The sequence below is a fragment of the Flavobacteriaceae bacterium HL-DH10 genome, from assembly GCA_031826515.1.
GTDB classification, from domain to species: Bacteria; Bacteroidota; Bacteroidia; order Flavobacteriales; family Flavobacteriaceae; genus Thalassobellus; species Thalassobellus suaedae.
The window spans coordinates 1,828,414-1,848,554 of record CP134536.1 but is presented as its reverse complement, the minus strand read 5'-3'; the positions used below and the strand labels follow the sequence as shown (position 1 = coordinate 1,848,554).

19 protein-coding genes and 1 tRNA gene are annotated in these 20,141 nt (G+C 31.2%); 6 read left to right on the top strand and 14 right to left on the bottom strand.

Translation table 11 applies throughout. The annotated features are described in order from the left end of the window. Positions 1–13 precede the first annotated feature (13 nt). The 11 genes from RHP49_08085 to RHP49_08035 form a co-directional block, all read right to left on the bottom strand. A complete protein-coding gene (locus RHP49_08085; protein WNH14199.1) occupies positions 14–508 on the bottom strand; it encodes a DUF6428 family protein in 495 nt (164 codons plus the stop codon). Between the two features lie 144 nt (positions 509–652). Next, a complete protein-coding gene (locus tag RHP49_08080; protein WNH14198.1) occupies positions 653–976 on the bottom strand; it encodes a metalloregulator ArsR/SmtB family transcription factor in 324 nt (107 codons plus the stop codon). A gap of 93 nt (positions 977–1,069) precedes the next feature. After that, positions 1,070–1,498, bottom strand: coding sequence for a TM2 domain-containing protein (locus RHP49_08075; protein ID WNH14197.1), 429 nt, complete (start codon positions 1,496–1,498; stop codon positions 1,070–1,072). 101 nt (positions 1,499–1,599) lie between these two features. Beyond that, positions 1,600–2,364, bottom strand: coding sequence for a sulfite exporter TauE/SafE family protein (locus RHP49_08070; GenBank protein WNH14196.1), 765 nt, complete (start codon positions 2,362–2,364; stop codon positions 1,600–1,602). Positions 2,365–2,509: 145 nt separating this feature from the next. Beyond that, the gene (locus RHP49_08065; GenBank protein ID WNH14195.1) at positions 2,510–3,445 is read right to left on the bottom strand and encodes a 2-hydroxyacid dehydrogenase; all 936 of its coding nucleotides are present in this window, start codon (positions 3,443–3,445) and stop codon (positions 2,510–2,512) included. Between the two features lie 228 nt (positions 3,446–3,673). Next, positions 3,674–5,047: a magnesium transporter gene (gene mgtE, locus RHP49_08060; protein WNH14194.1), complete on the bottom strand. Its 1,374-nt coding sequence runs from the start codon at positions 5,045–5,047 to the stop codon at positions 3,674–3,676. A 21-nt stretch (positions 5,048–5,068) separates the two neighbouring features. After that, positions 5,069–5,863: a 16S rRNA (adenine(1518)-N(6)/adenine(1519)-N(6))-dimethyltransferase RsmA gene (gene rsmA / locus RHP49_08055; protein ID WNH14193.1), complete on the bottom strand. Its 795-nt coding sequence runs from the start codon at positions 5,861–5,863 to the stop codon at positions 5,069–5,071. Positions 5,864–5,933: 70 nt separating this feature from the next. After that, positions 5,934–6,257, bottom strand: a complete 324-nt coding sequence (locus RHP49_08050) for a DUF4286 family protein (protein WNH14192.1) — start codon at positions 6,255–6,257, stop codon at positions 5,934–5,936. Positions 6,258–6,294: 37 nt separating this feature from the next. Continuing rightward, positions 6,295–8,079, bottom strand: coding sequence for a tetratricopeptide repeat protein (locus RHP49_08045; protein WNH14191.1), 1,785 nt, complete (start codon positions 8,077–8,079; stop codon positions 6,295–6,297). A gap of 560 nt (positions 8,080–8,639) precedes the next feature. Further along, positions 8,640–9,911, bottom strand: coding sequence for a serine--tRNA ligase (serS, locus tag RHP49_08040; GenBank protein ID WNH14190.1), 1,272 nt, complete (start codon positions 9,909–9,911; stop codon positions 8,640–8,642). A gap of 133 nt (positions 9,912–10,044) precedes the next feature. Then, a complete protein-coding gene (locus RHP49_08035) occupies positions 10,045–10,980 on the bottom strand; it encodes a bifunctional riboflavin kinase/FAD synthetase (protein WNH14189.1) in 936 nt (311 codons plus the stop codon). 83 nt (positions 10,981–11,063) lie between these two features. Here RHP49_08035 and RHP49_08030 point away from each other — a divergent pair, with 83 nt between their 5' ends. Beyond that, positions 11,064–14,516 (top strand): GEVED domain-containing protein, encoded by a 3,453-nt coding sequence (locus tag RHP49_08030; protein ID WNH14188.1) that lies wholly within the window; start codon positions 11,064–11,066, stop codon positions 14,514–14,516. A gap of 11 nt (positions 14,517–14,527) precedes the next feature. On the opposite strand, the gene pth is transcribed toward RHP49_08030, so the two are convergent. From pth to RHP49_08015, 3 genes are all read right to left on the bottom strand, one after another. After that, positions 14,528–15,151: an aminoacyl-tRNA hydrolase gene (gene pth, locus RHP49_08025; protein ID WNH14187.1), complete on the bottom strand. Its 624-nt coding sequence runs from the start codon at positions 15,149–15,151 to the stop codon at positions 14,528–14,530. 80 nt (positions 15,152–15,231) lie between these two features. Further along, the gene (locus RHP49_08020) at positions 15,232–15,855 is read right to left on the bottom strand and encodes a 50S ribosomal protein L25/general stress protein Ctc (GenBank protein ID WNH14186.1); all 624 of its coding nucleotides are present in this window, start codon (positions 15,853–15,855) and stop codon (positions 15,232–15,234) included. Positions 15,856–15,940: 85 nt separating this feature from the next. Next, on the bottom strand, positions 15,941–16,882 hold the full coding sequence (locus RHP49_08015; protein ID WNH14185.1) for a ribose-phosphate pyrophosphokinase: 942 nt from the start codon (positions 16,880–16,882) through the stop codon (positions 15,941–15,943). 145 nt (positions 16,883–17,027) lie between these two features. On the opposite strand from RHP49_08015, the gene RHP49_08010 reads away from it, so the two are divergent. From RHP49_08010 to RHP49_07990, 5 genes are all read left to right on the top strand, one after another. Continuing rightward, positions 17,028–17,107: transfer RNA gene (locus RHP49_08010), tRNA-Leu, on the top strand. A gap of 285 nt (positions 17,108–17,392) precedes the next feature. Continuing rightward, the gene (locus RHP49_08005; GenBank protein WNH14399.1) at positions 17,393–17,653 is read left to right on the top strand and encodes a tyrosine-type recombinase/integrase; all 261 of its coding nucleotides are present in this window, start codon (positions 17,393–17,395) and stop codon (positions 17,651–17,653) included. A gap of 145 nt (positions 17,654–17,798) precedes the next feature. Then, the gene (locus RHP49_08000) at positions 17,799–18,233 is read left to right on the top strand and encodes a hypothetical protein (GenBank protein ID WNH14184.1); all 435 of its coding nucleotides are present in this window, start codon (positions 17,799–17,801) and stop codon (positions 18,231–18,233) included. 195 nt (positions 18,234–18,428) lie between these two features. Beyond that, positions 18,429–18,989, top strand: a complete 561-nt coding sequence (locus RHP49_07995) for a DUF2004 domain-containing protein (GenBank protein ID WNH14183.1) — start codon at positions 18,429–18,431, stop codon at positions 18,987–18,989. A 160-nt stretch (positions 18,990–19,149) separates the two neighbouring features. Further along, positions 19,150–20,073, top strand: a complete 924-nt coding sequence (locus tag RHP49_07990; GenBank protein ID WNH14182.1) for a carbon-nitrogen hydrolase family protein — start codon at positions 19,150–19,152, stop codon at positions 20,071–20,073. The last annotated feature ends 68 nt before the right edge of the window (positions 20,074–20,141 follow it).

The window sequence follows — 20,141 nt, the reverse complement described above, 5'->3', positions numbered from 1 at the left end:
TGACAGAAGTTATTTAACAGCAATTTCCATCTGGTGAACAACAAGGCTCATTACTTGTAACTGTTGCTTCAACGTCTTGAACACCACAAATTTCTTTGGCTTTACAATCTGTCTTTTCGATGGCTAATTTAACTATTAAATTATTTCCCCGTATATCAAAATCATTAACAAATAACTGCGCGGTATGAAAGGTTGCATTACTATACTCAAATTTTACCTCAGCATCTAAAACATAAGGTTTCATTTTACCTACTTTTTTAAGAATAGCCAACGCTTTATAAACAGTCATGTATTCTGTTTTACCCAACTCACTCGGACTTTCCCAAAGTTGAATAATAGTTTCTTTCCATGCATCTGTTTGTGAACCACAATCAACAGAATCGACTGTTAAGTGTTTTACTTCAGTAATATGATAATTAGCTCCAATTAGTAAATTCGGAGCATATTCAAACAATAAAGATTTGTCCTGATTGCTTTCTAATACTTTAAATAATTCTTGTGTTTTCATGTGTTTATAATTATTGTTTTTTATCGGTAACATTCATTTAATCATTTCCTTGGGTATCGAAAAATTAGTTTTGAATGTTTCATAATTAAGTGATTTTATTTTCAATTTAAAAGATTCCTGCCTTCGTTGGAATGACAAAAAACCTTAGCAACAATTAGATTTTGTTGTATTAAAAAAGGAGTTTAATTGATTTTGTATTACGGTCCAACGTTCAATATTTATACAGTAACACATGCTTTTACCTTCTACCTCACCATTAAGTAAACCTATACTTTTTAATTCTTTTAAATGCTGACTTATTGTGGCTTGCGCTAAACCAATTTCTTCAACCAAATCATTACAAATGCAAGCATTTTGTTTACTTATATATTGTAGAATAGCTACACGAGCAGGATGACCAAGCACTTTAAAAAATTGTGCTAAATCATTTTGTTGCTCGGTAAACATTTGCGTTTTAGTAATGCCCATTTTTATTTATTTATATATTGCAATATTACGATGTTAAATTTAAATAAAAAAGTCAAAATGATTTTTTTTGACTTTTTTATTCATTTATATTTTTTAAAACCAAGGTTTTTTTCCAACTTGATATGTGTTATAAAACTCTTCATCAGACTTAGTTAAGTATATAATACCTTCTATAAAACCAATTATAGAAGCAATACCACATGTTACTACCGTTGCAATTAATAGTATTATACCTTCCTTATTATAACCTAAAACAAATTTATGAATTCCAAGTCCACCAAAAAGAATACCCAAAACTCCAGCCAATACTTTTTTGTTTTCACCAGTTACATTATCAAATGTTTCTTTAGCACTATCAGTAAACTCTGATGCAGTTTCTTTTGCTTCTCCGGCAAACTCTTTAGCTTTTTCCTTTGCTTCTTCTGCAAATTTACCAGCTTTATCAGATGCTTTTTTAGCTCCTTCTTTTGCATCGCCTAACATGTCGTTTAGGTCGTCGCTTAAATTTTTTTCATCAGACATAATATTATTTTTTTGGTTGCATATAAAAATAGTAAAAATTGATTTACTACTAACTATATGTGTATTAACTTATAATAATGTTACAAGAATTAATTTATAAATTATCTAAAAAGCATAATAACACCTCCAATAGCTGTAACAATTAATATAAAACGTCTATAATTTACATTAGAAATAAGCCTAACAATATAAGCGCCTAAGAAAAATCCAATAATAACAGGTGGAATTAAAACGGAATTTAAAACCAACGTTTCTATAGTAACCGTATTCCAAACAAAAATATGAAAAGGTAATTTAAACACATTTATGATGAAAAATAACCAAGCCGCTGTACCAATAAATTCATTCTTTGGGAAACGCATAGCAAGAAAATAAATATTCGAAATAGGTCCTGCTAAATTACCTATCATAGTTGTAAAACCAGCCAAAAACCCTGTTCCGCTAGAAAATAATTTGTTGGTTGGTACTTTGTTAGACTTTCTACTTTCAGAATAAAACATTATCAATACAGAAACAATAATAATGATTGCCATGAGCCTTTTAAACACCATTTCAGAAATATCATTACCTATCCATACACCAACCAAAACGCCAGCAATCATCCATGGAATTAGTTTTTTAATGATGTTCCATTGTGCATGCCTGTTATAATAAATAACTGCAAAAACATCGGCACAAATTAGCATGGGTAACAATATGCCCGTAGATGCTTTTTCTCCAAAAACAAAAGCCAGAATAACCACAATGATAATGCCTATGCCTTTAATTCCAGATTTAGATAAACCTAAAAGAAAAACAGCTAATCCAATAGCTACCCATTGTAAAACAGTTAAATTGTAATCTTGTAAAATCTCTAAATAAGTCAATAGTAATTATATTTTTATAGGTTATTTCTTTTACTCGATAGGAATATAAAAATCTATGATACATCTATTTTCTGGATGTGTTCTAAAATCATTATGATAAATTTCAAAAGGATTTTCAATGCTATTAACCCTATTTTGAGTTATACTAGCAAAAATTAGCCTTTATTTTGTCTACAATAGTTTGTGCTAACTTCTCTTTGCTTTCTATAGTCCAACCAGCTACATGAGGTGAAAGTAATACGTTTTCTGAATCAATTAAATATTGAAATGCCTCTGGCATTGTATTAGAGAATAAATTTTCGAAGGATGCTTTTTCATATTCTAATACGTCAAGTCCTGCTCCCAAGATTTTTCCTGATTTTAATGCTGAAACCAAATCTATGGTAACAACACTTTTACCGCGAGCAGTATTAATGAACCAAAATGGCTTTTTAAAACCATTGATAAATTCTGAATTTATCATACCTAAAGTTAGTGGTGTTTGTGGCGTATGTAAACTAACTACATCCACTCTTTCTTGAAACTCTTTAAGTGTTACTTGTTTTGCGTTTTCATTTCCAACACCTGCTTTTATATCGTAGCATAGTACCTCAACATCAAAACCTCTTAGTTTTTTAGCAAAAGCTTTTCCCATGTTGCCATAGCCAATTAGTCCCACGGTTTTTCCATCTAACTCAATACCACGATTATCTTCTCGTAACCATTTACCTTGTCGTACCTCGGCATCTGCTTTGTTTAGTTTATTAAACAACGACAACAACATACCAAGTGCATGCTCGCCTACTGCATTGCGGTTGCCCTCGGGTGCTGCGATTAAGGTAATGCCTTTTGTTTGGGCATAATCGCAATCTATATTTTCTAAACCCGCACCAACTCTTCCTATAAATTTTAGGTTTTTTGCGGCATCTAAAAATTGTTTATCTATGGTAAATCGGCTTCTTAATATAATGCCATCGTAATCTTGAATTTTGGCTTCAACTTGTTCTTTTAAAGACGTATAATCTTCATGATTAGTAAACCCTAAATCGTTTAGTTGATTTATTAGTAATTCGTGATTGGTATCGAGGTGAAGGATGTTCATATATTAAAGACACTTCGACTGCGCTCAGTGTGACATATTGAGTTTGAAATAATAGCAAATTTACGAAGTTTTGCGTTAGCGATTGCAGTGGCATCCTTTTTAAAAAATTATAAAAATTGATTTTAATGAAGCACTAGATTTGACAGTAAACAAAATAACTTACTAATTACTAGAGCATTTTTAAAAAGATATAACGGAAAGCGCGACCCTTGTGGTAACGCCAAAAAATTAAAACCCTATAATTAATTTAGCTATTAAAAAATAAATAAGAATTCCGAAAACATCATTACTTGTGGTAATAAAAGGTCCCGTTGCTACGGCAGGATCAATACCTTTTTTATCTAAAAAAATGGGTATAAATGTTCCTATTAATGCGGCCATTATAATAACTGCTATAAGTGCTATACAAATGGTTAAAGATTCTTTATAGGTTGTACCAAAAACAAAATGACTAATAAGTAATACAATGGCAGCTATAGCCACACCATTTACTAAGCCTAATAAAAACTCTTTGAATAATCTACTTAAAATTTTTCCATCAATGGAATTATTTGCTAGTCCTTGTACGACGATAGCAGAAGACTGTACGCCTACATTACCAGCGGTAGCCTGTATTAATGGTACAAACAACATTAATGCTGGATACCTTAACATAGCATCGCTAAACCCATTTATTATACTTGCTGCACCTAACCCTCCAAACATGCCTATTAATAACCAAGGCAAACGTGCTTTTGTGAGTTCCCAAATACTATCATCTGCCTCAACGTCGCTAGTAATACCTGCTGCTAATTGATAATCTTTTTCGGCTTCTTCCTTCATGACATCTACAATGTCATCGATAGTGATACGACCTAAAAGTTTATGATTATCATCTACTACAGGAATGGCTTCTAAATCGTATTTCTGCATGACTCTGGCAACATCTTCGGCTTCATCATGTTCGTTAACATAATCGACACTAGAAATATAAATATCGGCTATTTTTTGTTCGTTTTTTGCAACTATAAGATCTTTTAAGGAAAGCCTTCCAACAAGTTTTTCTTGTTTATTTACAACATATACAGAGTGTACTCTGGTAACTTCCTCGGCTTGCCCTCTTATGCGGCGAAGGCATCCAGCAACTGTCCAGGTATCATACACTTTAACAAGTTCTTTTGCCATAAGACCACCCGCTGTATCTTCATCATAAGCAAGAAGTTCTCTAATTTCTTCTTTATGCTCTTCATCTTCAATATGAGAAATAACTTCTTGTTGACGTTCTTCTGATAATTCTGCAATAATATCGGCAGCATCATCGGTGTCTAACTCCTCAACTTCTTCTGCTATTTCTTTTGATGATAGATTTCTTAAAACTTTTTCTCGATTATCTTCATCGAGTTCCATTAAAATTTCGGCAGTCGTTTCAGAATCTAGAAGCTTAATAATATACATAGCCTCTTCTAGATTTAATTCATCTAAAATTTCGGCAATATCGGCATGGTGAAACTCATCTAATAACTGGTGAAGTTCTTTATCGTTTTGGTTTTCGATAAGTAACTCAACTTGTTCTATAAGTTCATCCGTTAATTGAAATTGTATGTTTTCGTTTTCTTCTAACAAATGGAAAAATTTTAAAAAATTCTAAGCGTCGTTTTCAATTAACGTTGTAAGTTCTATAAATTGTTGAACACTTAATTGTTCTGGACGTTTTCCAAAGATACTATCTTCTCTTAAACTATCGCTTAAATTCAATGTTTTTAAACTGTTACGAATTGTTTTTCGTCGTTGTTGAAATGCTGTTTTAACGACCTTAAAAAACAACTTTTCATCACAAGGCAATGTGAAACCTTCTTTTCTTGTGAGTCTTAAAACACCTGATTCTACTTTTGGTGGCGGATTAAAAACATTTGGTGGTACCGTAAATAAATATTCAGCGTCATAAAATGCCTGAACTAATACCGATAAAATACCATATACTTTACTGCCTTCTTTAGAGCAAATACGTTGTGCTACCTCTTTTTGAAACATCCCAGAAAACTCTGGAATTTGGTCGCGCATTTCTAAAGTTTTAAAAACAATTTGTGTTGAGATATTATATGGGAAATTTCCAATAATTGCAAAAGGTTCTTGTTTAAAAACTTCGTTTAAATCGAATTTTAAAAAATCCTTTTCTATAATTCTAGGCGCCAGATTTAAGTAGTTCGCTTGTAAATATTCTACCGATTCGGTATCTATTTCAATAACATAAGTTGTAATGTCTTTTTTAAGTAAATACTTAGTAAGAACACCCATTCCTGGACCAATCTCTAAAATATTTTTATAATTTTTTAAAGTTAGTGTATCTGCAATTTGTTGCGCAACAGATTCATCATTTAAAAAATGCTGACCTAAATGCTTCTTTGCTTTTACTTGGTGCTGGTTTGGGTTATTTGCCACGAATTATGGTGTTTAAAAAAACAAAAGTAAGGTATATATATGGATTCCTGCCTTCGCAGGAATGACAAAACTATTTAAAGTTTACCGTATACTCATCAATAATTTGAAGCTCTGTCCTGAAAGCCAACATTTTATCGGCAAATTTTTTCATGCCTTCATCTCTTAATTTATCGGCATCTTCTCTATAATAGGCATCTAAAGCTTCGCGAGAATATGAACGGTATTGCACCGAGTAAGTAACGCCGCCCATATCTTCTTCAACCAAAACCTTAGTTAAAGTTGCTTTATCAAATTTGCCTGTTGCTAATACTTTCGGAATATGTTCTTTTATCCAAGTTAACCATTCCTCATGAATAGATTCGTCTATGTTTGATGTTACGTTGTATATATACATGTGTATTTAATTGCTTTTCGTTAAATCGTTTAATGGTCTAATTTATAGCATCGCCGCGTAAAGCTCTGAATCGTTTTCTAGCGTCTACAAAGTAAATACTATCGGCATGATTAAAAATAATTTGCTCGTATAGTGCTTTTGCTTTTTCTGGCTGCTCTAAATGATTTGTATAAAGTTCTGCCAATTTATAAAGTGCATCGTCTATTAAAATACCATCTCTGTAATTTTCTATAATAGATTCGTAGTTTGTAGCAGCTTTTTCAAATTGCTTTTTACTTTCAAACAACTGACCTTGTTTGTATAAAGCTTGTGCTATAATAGGTTCTGTTTTATGCTCAATTAAAATTTTGTCTAATATATTAATAGCTTCTTCATTTCTATTTTGAAATGCTAATAAATCGGCTTTAGCATATAATTTTAGAGCTGTTTGCAGTGAGTCTTCATATTTATTATCTGTAATAAGTAATTTTAACTCGAGCGCATCATTGGCTATAAGTTGAGATGTAGATGCTTTTAAAATTTTAAGCTGAGATTCTGCCCATTTAAAATCGCCTTTGTAATAACTAGCTTTAGCAACTTTGTATCGTGCTTCTTGCGAAATGGTACTGTTTTTTAAATTACGTTGAATTTGTGTGTAATAAATTAAAGCTTGATTGAATTTTTCTTGTAATACTAAAATGTCTCCCAATTCTAGCTTAACGGCTGCTTTTTCTAATTCGGTTAAAGGCAACTCTAAGGTTTTTTCTAAAAAAGATGTTGCGTTAACTGTTTCATTCATATAAAACGCTAAAAAGTGCGCATATGAAATTTGAAGGTTCAACGTTTGTGAAAAAGTACCGAATTCATCAAACAACGCTAGATATGTAGCCTTAATATCGTTATAATTTTCTTTTACTACTTCTTCTGTTTCTAATTGTAATAATTTATAATGAGCATGTAATAGGGTGTCTTGATCTTGGGCTTTTTCTATTATAAATGTATAAATTTCCTTAGCAGTTTCATTATCATTTTCACTAGATGCTATGTCGGCTAAGTCTTCAATATTACTTAAACTTTCAGGTTGTCTATTAAAAATGGCTTTTTCTTGAATGAAGGCTTTTTTAAAATCTTTTTGCTGAATAAATAACCAACTTAATAAATCATTCCAAAGTAAATTAGGCTCTTGCTGATTTTTTTTAAGTACAATTTTTCGGAACAAAATATTATTTTCACTCGTAGCATCTTCACTTATAAAATTATTAATCTTAAGTTTTATGTTTCTTAATAAAGAAGGGGTTTTTTCTGCAAAATCAATATAACTTGTAAACATTTTTTCAATGTTCCCTTGCTCTCCATATAACTGTGCTAATTGTAAATTAAAATTATAGTCGGGTTTTAACAACATTGCTTTTTCATAAGAAACTATGGCTTCGTTTAAAAGCGTGTGACTTTGAAAACTTTTAACTACAGAAAACACATTACTTGGTCTATCATCTATACTAGCAAGCGCTTTATTATAATATATGGTAGCGTTTTCTATATCATTTTGAAGTTGATAATTATATCCCAATTCAACCATAAAAGCAGGATATTTAACGCGTTCTATTAGTTTTAACAAAAATATTTCAGCCTCTTTGTATTGCTCTAACTGTTGATAAGCACTAACTATTTGGTTTATATAAGTAATACTAGAAGGTGATTTTTTATATAGATTTTTATATTCATACAATGCCTTTTCATAATCACCATTTTTAAAATAATCTTTAGCAAGCATATCATCTGCTTGAGCAAACACAAAAGTACTTGTTAAAAAGAATACAATAAAAAGAATAGGAAATCTCATGTTGTAAATATAACAATTGTGATTTTTAGATATTGTAAATATTATTATAAAAAAAATGCCCGAATAAAATTCGGGCATAACCAACCAAAATAAGTGTCCTATTTAAACTTAACTAACCGTTAATTAAAAAAACAATGTCGTACATGATTGGGGACAATCTTTAATTTTTTCATTAAAAACTTCCATTATAAGTACGTCCTTAACACTAAGTATTAAGGTATAATTTTAATAAAGTAACTATCTATTTACTTACAACTACTACTGCTTTATTTTCGGATTTAGAAATTTCGAAATCTGAAAACAAAACCTTATTTGCGAAAAAAATCAATGCAAGTAAAAGTATGAGGCGTTTAATATTTTTCATGATAGGTTAAGTTTGCTAGGTTTGGTTAAGTTTGCTAGGTTTGGTTAAGCTAAATACTAAAATAAATCCCAAAACGCAAAAGAAATCTACCTAAAATCACTAAATAACTTGATTATTTTACACTTAATCGATATTAAAAAGTAAAAACCTGCTAAATTGCAGGTTTTTACTTTCTTTTTTATGTAATGTGGTTTTTTTAATCAATAATACTAAAACCAGTATAAGGCTGTAAGACTTCAGGAATAATAATCCCGTCTTTAGTTTGATAATTTTCTAAAATCCCAGCAAGTACTCGTGGTAATGCTAAAGAGCTTCCGTTTAGTGTATGCGCTAGTTCGTTTTTACCTTCACTATTTTTAAAACGAAGCTTTAAACGATTAGCTTGGAAAGTTTCAAAGTTTGATATCGATGAAATTTCTAACCAACGGTCTTGAGCTGTTGAAAACACTTCAAAATCGTATGTTAAAGCCGATGCAAAAGAGGTATCGCCTCCACATAATCGTAAAATCCTGTATGGTAATTTTAATTCTTGCAAAATGTTTTTTACGTGAGCAATCATACCATCTAAAGCTTCATAAGATTTACTTGGATGTTCAACACGAATAATTTCAACTTTATCAAATTGATGCAATCTGTTTAAACCTCTTACGTGTGCACCATAGCTTCCTGCCTCACGACGAAAACATGGCGTATACCCTGTAATACCAATAGGTAAATCGCTTTCGTTAAGCAATGTATCTCTAAAAATATTAGTACCTGGTACTTCGGCAGTTGGTATTAAATATAAATTATCTCCAGTAACATGATACATTTGTCCTTCTTTATCTGGTAATTGCCCAGTACCAAAACCTGATGCTTCGTTTACCAAATGCGGTAATTGATATTCGGTGTACCCTGCAGCCGTATTTTTATCTAAAAAATAAGCAATTAAGGCACGTTGTAATCTAGCTCCTTTACCTTTATAAACAGGAAACCCAGCACCTGTGATTTTGTTACCAAGTTCAAAATCTATAATGTCATATTTTTTTGCTAATTCCCAATGTGGTAATGCACCTTCGTGCAAGACAGGAATGTCACCTTCTTTAAAAACTTCTTCATTATCTTCTTCAGAATTTCCAGGAGGTACAATGGCATTTGGAACATTTGGTATTTTATAAAGTAATTCGTTTAACTCATTAACTTTATTACCAAGTTCATCGGTAAGTTCTTTTGATGATTCTTTTAACTGACTTGTTTTTTCTTTTAAAAGATTAGCCTTTTGAGTTTCACCAGATTTGTACAAATTCCCTATTTCTTTGGACAACGCATTAGATTCGGCCAACGTATTATCTAATGCTGTTTGAATACGCTTACGGTCTTCATCTAAATTAATAACAGCATCAATCATACTCGAAGCATCAATGTTTCTTTTTGCCAATTGAGTAATCACCAAATCTTTGTTCTCTCTAATAAAAGGTACTTGTAACATTTGTTTAAAATTTAAGCGACAAATTTAGGGAATTGCGGAGATAGTAATGAATTATTTTGAAACTAACTTCTAAAAAAAATAATGAACCTTATTACATGATTTTATTTAATCAGGTTTTTTAAAATACATCTCATTAACCAAGATGTTTTGCAATATAATGTAATGTTGTTTCTTTATCTTTTGTTAACTGATTTTTTAAAGCTTCAACCGATTCAAATTTCACCTCATCACGAATACGGTCTAATAAATCTATTTGAATTTTTTTACCATAAATATCGCTATTGTAATTTAAAAAATGAACTTCAACAGTTTCTTTTTCCCCATTGACAGTTGGGTTTACACCTATATTCATCATGCCATAAATTAATACACCATCAATTACTGAACGCACAATATAAGCCCCTTGTTTTGGTATTAACTTATAGTTTTCTTCTATTAAAATATTGGCTGTAGGATAATCTATTTGTCTACCTAAGGCTTTCCCTTTTACAACTATACCAGTTAACATAAAATGATACCCCAAAAAACTATTTGCTTTTACAATGTTTCCTTCGCTTAAAGCATTTCTAATTTTTGTGGAACTTACAGCTACATCATCTATATCTTGTACTGAAATTTCTTCAACATCAAAACCATAAAGGTTTCCAAAGGTTTTTAAATCATTAATATCTGCATTTCTATTTCTTCCAAATCTATGATCATAACCTATAATTACTTTCTTAGCATGTAACTTATCAACTAATAAATCTTTTACAAAATCTTCAGCAGAAAGTCTTGAAAAATCTTTAGTAAATTTTTTAATAAGTAAATAATCTAACCCTAAATCTTTTAAAATTTGGCTTCGCTCATCAATAGTATTTATTAATTTAATATTTGAATCTTTTTGCAGAACCATACGGGGATGAGGAAAAAAAGTAAGAATTACAGATTTTAAACCTTCCTTTTTCCCTGTATTAATCAAGTGTTTAATTATTTTTTGATGCCCTATATGTACGCCATCAAAAGTGCCAATGGTAACAACAGTAGGTTCTTTAGATGTATACGCTTCAATGTTTTTAACCTCACTCATAAAAAGCACTAATTTGCCATTTTAATTAAAAATAAACTAAATTTGTTGGCAATGACTAATGAAATTACCCCAAATAGTATTTTATGAAAGCAAAACTACATTATGTTTTAGCAACTACCATATTTTTGATTGCTTTTTCGGCATTTAGTCAAAATTCTTCTTGGGAAAAAATAGAAAACACTAAAGATTCTAAAAAAATATCTGCATTAAATTTAAATAAAGATAAAATGCTTTTATTTAAACTAGATATGCTTTCTCTTAAACAAAGGTTGTCTTCAGTGAGTTTAAGAAGTAAAAAAAATAAAAAAACCACATCGTTAATAAGTATTCCTGGAAAAAATGGAGGATTTGAAACTTTTAAAATTTATGAAGCTTCTGTGTTTTCTCCAGAACTTGCTGCTAAATACCCTAATATAAAATCGTATGTTGGTGTTAACCCAAATAACACAGGAGCACGATTACGTATGAGTGTATCTCCTAATGGTGTACAAACCATGATTACTTATGCTGATGAGCCAACCGTTTTCATGCAACCTGTTTCTAAAAACTCTAACCAATATATTTTATATAGTAAACAGGATAAAAACAAGATTGCAAATACCTTTGAATGCAAAACACTAGATGCACTAAATAAAACATTTAATAAAAACAGTAGTACAGCTAAAATTAAACTTAATGAAGGTGGTGCAAACAACCAAACCTTGCAAAAATTTAAAATTGCTATTTCAACTACTGCTGAATACACCGCTTATCATTATGTAAGTGATTCTATTACTGATGCATTAGCTGCAATTAATGCGACATTAAGCAGAGTAAATGAAGTATTTGAAACAGATATGGCTGTTACTTTCGAACTTGTAAATGCCACCCAACTTATATATACAAAAGCTAGTACAGATCCTTATTCTGATGCAAGTACCGGGACTGATGGCGCTTGGAGTTCTGAACTCCAAAACACCTTAACCACTGTAATTGGAGAAGACACTTATGATATTGGACATTTATTTGGAGCTACTGGTAGTGGTGGAAATGCTGGATGTATAGGTTGCGTTTGTAATGATGGTGTTAAAGGAAGTGGATTTACTTCTCCTGCAGATGGTATTCCTGAAGGTGATACGTTTGACCTCGATTTTGTTGTACATGAAATTGGTCACCAAATGGGAGCAAATCATACTTATGCATATGAAGATGAAGGAACTGGCGTAAATTCTGAACCTGGTAGTGGAACAACTATTATGGCATATGCTGGAATAGAAGGTTTAAATAATGTAGAATTACATAGCGATGATTATTTTCATTATCATAGCATAAAACAAATATTAGATAATTTAAGTGGTAAAAGTTGCCAAACACCAGAAGTGATTTCTAATAACCCACCTATTGCAGATGCAGGAAATGATTATTATATTCCAAAAGGCACAGCATATATTTTAAAAGGTGCTGCAACTGATGTTGATGGAAGTGATAATTTAACTTATTGTTGGGAACAAATTGATAGCGGTGTTGTTAATTATTTAAATTTTGGTCCAGATGTAACCTCTGGTTCCATGAATCGTTCGCTACCACCTTCTAGCTCTTCAGAAAGATATATTCCTAAATTTAGCAGTGTTTTAGAAGGTAATACAACACAAACCAACCCTACTTTAGGAAGCGATTGGGAAACAGTTTCAGGTGTGTCCAGAACTTTAAACTGGGCGTTAACTGTTAGAGATAGAGCAACAGCTGCAGCTACAGGAGGACAAACGAGTTTTGATAGAATGCAGATTTTTGTTGAAGATGCGATTCCTTTTACAATAAAAAACCCTGTGTCTTGGTCTCAAGGCTCTACTCAAACTATAGAGTGGGAAGTTGGACAAACTACTAATGGCACTATAAATTGTCAGAATGTAAACATTAAATTATCTACAGATGGCGGATTAACATTTCCAACATCTATTGCTACTAACACCCCAAATGATGGTGTTTTTAGTTACACCGTTCCAGCTATTACAGACACCACAAATGCCAGAATACTAATTGAAGCTGCAGATAATATCTTTTATGACGTATCGAATTTCAATTTTTCTATTTCAAATAATCCAGACTTTTTTATAGTTGAAGAAACTTTAGATCCTATCGCTTGTGCTGAAACTTCGGCTACATTTCATTTTGATTTTGTAGTTGCTAATGGTTTTTCTGAAAATACGGTTTTTAGTGCTTCAGGAATCCCTAGTAATTCATCTGTTACATTTACACCTTCTAGTTTAAATACTTCTGGCGCTGTAACAATGACTATTAGCAATTTAACAAATATTGCTCAAGAAGATTATCCTATTACAATTACTGGAACGTCTGCTTCTATAACAAAAAACAAAATAGTAAATCTTCCTTTTTATAACTCTCAATGCCATTCAGAAGGAAATATTGATTATGCAACAAGTACAACATTGGTATCATTTAACACCATTAATAATGCCTCTGGCAAACCATCTGGTTATAGTAATTATACTAATATTTCTACTATTTTAAATAGAAATAACTCTTATGATTTAACAATAAATGTTAATACCGATTCTGGTATAGCTGTAGATGAACAATATACTACGAATACCAAAGTATGGATAGACTGGAACCAAAATTGTAGTTTTGATGACCCTGGAGAAACTTATAATTTAGGTGATGCTACTGGTGTGTCAAATGGACCTACAAGTGCATCTTCTTTATCTATAACAGTACCTATATCTGCTAGTATTGGAAATACCATTATGAGAATTTCTACTAAATATAAAGATGACGGTATTGTTACCTCTTGTGAAAATGGCTTTGATGGTGAAGTTGAAGATTACACACTTAATATTACAGGGAACAATGAAGCAAGCACAACATTAGTACAATTTAATACGATTGATAATATCTCAGAAAGACCCTCAGAATATAGTGATTATACGTCGTTTATTTCTACTACTGTTAATAGGAATTCTTCTTATCCTTTAAATGTAAACATAAATACAAAGGGCAATTTTGAAGCAGGAACAAGAGTTTGGATTGATTGGAATCAAAATGCTAGCTTTGATGATTCTGAAGTCTATGATTTAGGTTCTACTACCAATGTTACAGATGGAGCAACAGCCAATTCTCCTCTCTCAATTACAATCCCTATTGATGCTGTCTTAGGAAATACTATTATGAGGGTTTCTACTAAATATGTAAACACAGAACTACATACACCTTCTCAAACTATAGTTGATGGTGAAGTTGAAGATTACACACTTAATATTACTCCTACTGAATCTATTGAAACAAATGGGTTCGAAAATTTTATTATTTTTCCAAATCCTAATGATGGTAAATTTACAATTCAATTAAACACCGCATTAAACCGTAATATCAATGTCAAGATATTTGATTCTAGAGGGCATTTTATATATGAAAAATATTTTGAAGAAGGGGGTGATTTCAGTGAGGACATTGAATTAAACAGTTTACAATCTGGCTTATATTTTTTAATTGCAGATGATGGTTTAAAAAGATCTACTAAAAAAATTATTATAAAATAACCAAGCGATTATTATTTACCATTAAAGGAATTCATCGTATTATTTACACCAGCTAGAGCAAAAGATTTTATAAGAGCTACTGATTTATCTAAGCGCTCATTTAAGATTTTATTTTCTTCTTCTGTCCATTCACCTAAAACATAATCAATTTGTTTTCCTTTACTAAAAGCATCACTTATTCCAAATCTAAAACGATTGTATTTTGTGGTATTTAGCTTTTCTTGAATATCTTTTAAACCGTTATGACCGCCATCACTTCCTTTTATTTTAACTCTAATACTTCCAAAAGGTAAGTTTAAATCATCAGTAATTACAAGCATGTTTTCTAAAGGAATTTTTTCTTTAGTTAACCAGTACAAAACCGCTTTACCACTTAAATTCATATAGGTATTAGGTTTTAAAAATACAAAGGTTCTTCCTTTAAGTTTATATGTTGTTACGTCTCCAAGTTTTTGTGTTTCAAAAGTTAAGTCTTCCTCTTTTGCGAAATAATCTAATATTTTAAATCCTATGTTATGACGTGTATTGGCATACTTTTCTCCAATATTACCTAAACCAACAATTAAATACTTTTTCATGTAATCTTCTTCTTTCTGATTTTTTTTCTTAAATAAACTGATTAAAAACCGAAACATAAACTTTTACTTTTTTGTAAAAATAAAAAAGCATTCTGAATAAACCCAGAATGCTTTTTTTATAAATTTAAGAATAATAACTATTCTTGAGCTGCCTCTGCTGCTGGAGTTTCTGCTCCTTCTACTTCGTCTTCATCTTCATCATCATCAGCTACTGCAGTTCTAGAAGTTCTAACTGCACATACAACTGAACTATCAGGGTGCAAAATAGTATACTTCTCGTTTGCTAATTGTCCTACTGAAACTTTATCACCAATTTTTAATGGAGTAATATCTACTTCAATAAAATCTGGTAAATTTACTGGAAGTGCTTTAATACGTAATTTACGGTATGGTCTTCTTAAAACACCACCATTTTTAACACCTCTTGAATTTCCTATTAAATTAACAGGAATGTTTAATGCAATTTCTTTATCTTCAAATAATTGATAAAAATCTACGTGTAAAATTTTATCTGTTACAGGGTGAAATTGAATATCTTGAAGTACAGCATTAAAAGTTTCACCACTTTCTAAATTAATTACAACTGTATGTGCATTTGGTGTGTACACCAATTTAGAGAATGCTAATTCAGTTGTTGAAAAATGAACTGGCTTATCTCCTCCGTATAATACGCAAGGAACCTGACCAGCATTACGTAAGGCTTTTGTTGCTTTTTTGCCTACGCTTTCTCTTTGAGATCCGTTGATTGTAATTGATTTCATCTTTGTTTATATATAAATTTAATTAATAATTATTCTTATTTAATAGTCTTTATTTATGTCCTTTTTAAAGACATAAGAAAGACACTTACATTACAAATTTCGAACTAATAGATTGATTGTTGTGTACTTTATCCATAACCTCCGCAAATAAATCTGCACAACTTAAAACTCTAATTTTATCACTTAAAGGCTTAACGGGTATAGAGTCTGTTACTATTAATTCTTCTAATTTTGAATTGTTTAAATTATCATAAGCTTTCCCCGATAATATTGGATGTGTACATATAGCTCTTACGCTTAAGGCACCTCGTTCCATCATTAAATCGGCTGCTTTTGTTAATGTACCTGCCGTATCTACCATGTCGTCTACTAATACCACATTCTTTCCTTCTACATTACCAATAAGCTCCATGTGAGAAATAATATTAGCCTTTTCTCGCTGCTTATAACAAATTACGACATCACTCATTAATGCTTTAGAATATGCGTACGCTCTTTTTGACCCTCCCATATCTGGAGAAGCAATCGTTAAATTTGGAAGATTTAAGCTTCTTAAATACGGAAGAAAAATAGTAGAAGCAAATAAATGATCTACAGGTTTTTCAAAAAATCCTTGTATTTGGTCTGCATGTAAATCCATGGTAATAATGCGAGTTGCACCAGCAGCTTCCAACATTTTAGCGACTAATTTTGCTGCAATAGGCACTCTTGGTTTATCTTTTCTATCCTGCCTTGCCCATCCAAAATAAGGTAATACTGCTGTTATATGCCTTGCTGAAGCTCGTTTTGCCGCATCAATCATTAACAACATTTCCATTAAATTTTCTGGTCCTGGATTTGTAGATCCAATAATAAAAATACGAGTACCACGAATAGATTCTTCATAAGATGGTTGAAATTCACCATCACTATAAGTTGAAGTTATTACGTTTCCTAATTCGGCACCAAAAGCCTTAGCAATTTTTTTACCTAGCGCTTTACTCTGTGTACATGCAAAAATTTTAGCTTCGGTTATTACAATTGGCATAGTTAACTTGTTGTTTTATAGCACTAAACAGTACCTTATTTTAAACGAGGTGCAAATTTATACATTTATTTTAACCTAAAAAGTATATTGCACAGTATTTTTATGTTTAATAACGAAAAAATATATATTTTTGCTATCCAAATTGGCTCAAGTGGTGGAATTGGTAGACACGTCGGATTCAAAATCCGATTCTTCGGAGTGCGGGTTCGATTCCCGCCTTGAGTACTTTTAAAAACCGTAATTCGTTAAAAAACAACGTTTTATGGTTTTTTATTTTATTGTTTTGCCGAAATTTTGCCGAAATTTTTTAATTATTGAAGTAATAACGTAAAAACATACCGACTATTCTATTCCTGATTATAAAGATGAAAGTTTTGCATACTTCCTAGCATTTGATCTTAAAAGCAATAAAATATCTATTAAATTTTCAAGAGTTGGCGTTAATTTGAATAGAAATTTATCTTTAACAATTACAAGGGTGCACACCACACTACAATCCTTCAGTAGTATATTAAAAGTGCGCCAACAGTCAAACAACTAGTAAAATCGCACTTAAAAAACACAACAAAAAGAATCTTAATAATTTGCAGGGGTGAGCACCACCACAACACACCTTTAAGACATAGTTTTGCTACTCATTTATTAGAGGCTAGTACTAATTTAAGGCACATTAAATTACTTCTTGGCTATAGCTCTACCAAAACAACAGAAATATATACTCATGTTGCTAAAAGTAGTTTTGATTCTATTACAAACCCCTTGGATTTGTAAGTAATTAATTATATTTTTACCAGTATATATAAAAGATATATTGAACATATGTTATATATATCTTAAATTGGCAGTATAACAAACATAATGTTTGTTATACCATTGTTGGCAACAATATGTCCTTATCATGAATAAAGTAGACTAAATGAAAAAATATTTAAATCCTAATCTACATATACTAGTACTTTCTTTTTTTATACTATTTAGTTGTATTTCAAAAAAAAGTCCAGATAACGATTATGAAAGCGTAGTTTTAAACTATGATGGAGAAAAAATGCTAATTGAAAATCACAAAGACTCTGCGAATATCGAACATGTTACTATTTCTGACTCTTTAGACAATATATATAAACGATTTAAACTAATAGATACTTTAAAATCCGGAATAGAAATTGGCTATTATAAATCAGGGAATATTAAATATGAAAGTAATTATATAAATGACACATTACAAGGAAAGTCTATTTGGTACTATGATAATATTACTAAAAAAGTCAAAAGCATTTATAACTATAAAAGTGGTCGGATAGCAGAAAATCCTGAATATTATGATGAAACAGGAAATTTAAAAGAGGATTAAAATAATTTAACTAGTTGTTTTTTACTAAAAAATACTGTTGCCAACAAAGTATATAAAAAATTTCTAGTTTTAGCTAAACCAATGTTAGTTGCTCATTTGCTAGCTTCTGATTTTCCTTCGGAAAATCCTCGCACGCAAACACGCAACTTTCCATATACATCAACGTTAGCTGTAATCTGATCAAAAAATTCGCAAATGGGAATATTTGATTTTTTCAAAAGAGATAAAGAAGTGCTTAAAAATGACAACGAAGAAATTCAAGTTTTGGAAAAACCAGATTTAAAGAAAATTGATTCGGATAAACTTGAAGATTATTACGATTGGACTTTAATATTGGGAAATAGAAAAATCAATCTGGATTTAAATTTCGAGACTGGTTCTACAAATCAATCTGAACTAAGTCAAATACTTGAATTCGTGAGTAGAATACCTGAGTTCAACAAACAAAATCGCAATTATATAAAATCGGACTTTAAGCAAGACGTAAGTATGACATCGGATTACCTGAATTTCTATCTTGACGAACTTAACGAAGACGAATTATCTGATATAATTGACATAAGTAATCGAAAAAAATCAAGGAATAGTCAGCTAATGGAAAAACTAAACTTAATAAGAGTTGGTATTTATCCACAAGCTTCTTATTTCGCAACATTTGACTATTCAATTGACATCGATGGAGAGCCTTGTAACCAACTGCTAGTCGTAAACATTAATCAAGATGGAACTTTGGACTATATAACCTGGGAAAGTTAAAAAGACTACAGCTAACATCGTATAAAAATAATGCGTATTTTAGTACAAAATCTAAAGTTAGTGCCCTTTTGGTCACTCTGATTTTCCTACGGAAAATCCTCGGACACAAAACCGCACTATTCTTATACCAACCGTTGTAGCTAATTAAAAAATAAACGAGATGACAAAAAATATAAAAGTAGCTGCTGCACAACTTTCACCTGTTTTCTTAAACAAAGAAAAAACGGTTAAAAAGGCCTGTGAAGCGATTTTAGAGGCCGGTGAAAACGGCGCTAACTTAATCGTTTTCCCAGAGGCTTTTATTTCTGGTTATCCAGATTGGGTATGGCTTATTCCAAATAGTAAAGGAGCTGATTTAAATGACCTTTACTTGAAACTTGTTGAAAATGCTGTTTCTGTACCTGATGATTCTACGAAAAAACTTTGTAAAGCGGCTAAAACAGTTGGGGTTAATGTTGTTATTGGAATGCATGAACGTAATACTGAAACCAGTAATGCAAGTTTATTTAATAGCTTACTTTTTATAGACGACAAAGGATTAATTCTAGGTAAACATAGAAAGTTAATGCCAACAGGCGGAGAACGTCTTATATGGTCTCAAGGAGATGGTAGTACCTTATGTTCTTATGATACTTCAGTTGGTAAAATAGCAGGATTGATTTGCTGGGAAAACTTTATGCCATTAGCAAGAAATGCTATCTACGAATTTGGTACTCAAATATTAGTTTCACCTACTTGGGATAAAAGTCCCAACTGGATTCAAACTATGCAGCATGTTGCAAGGGAAGGAGGATTGTTTGTAATAAGCACTTGTATGGCTTTAAAAATGGATGACATTCCTGATGAGTATGAATTTAAAAAACTTTACCCTGAAGGAAGAGAATGGATTAATGTTGGTAATAGTTCTATAATCGCACCAAACGGGAAAATTATCGCTGGACCACTAGAAGCGAAAGAAGGAATATTATATGCAGATATTAATCTTCAAGACATTATTAAAGCAAAACGAATGTTTGATGTCGTTGGACATTACTCAAGACCTGATGTTTTTAATTTTAATATAAATCAGCCAAATAAAAACTAGCTACAACAATGGCTATAATTAATACGGGTTTTGGTGCTTAACCCAAAGTTTAGAGCTCTTAACAAAGT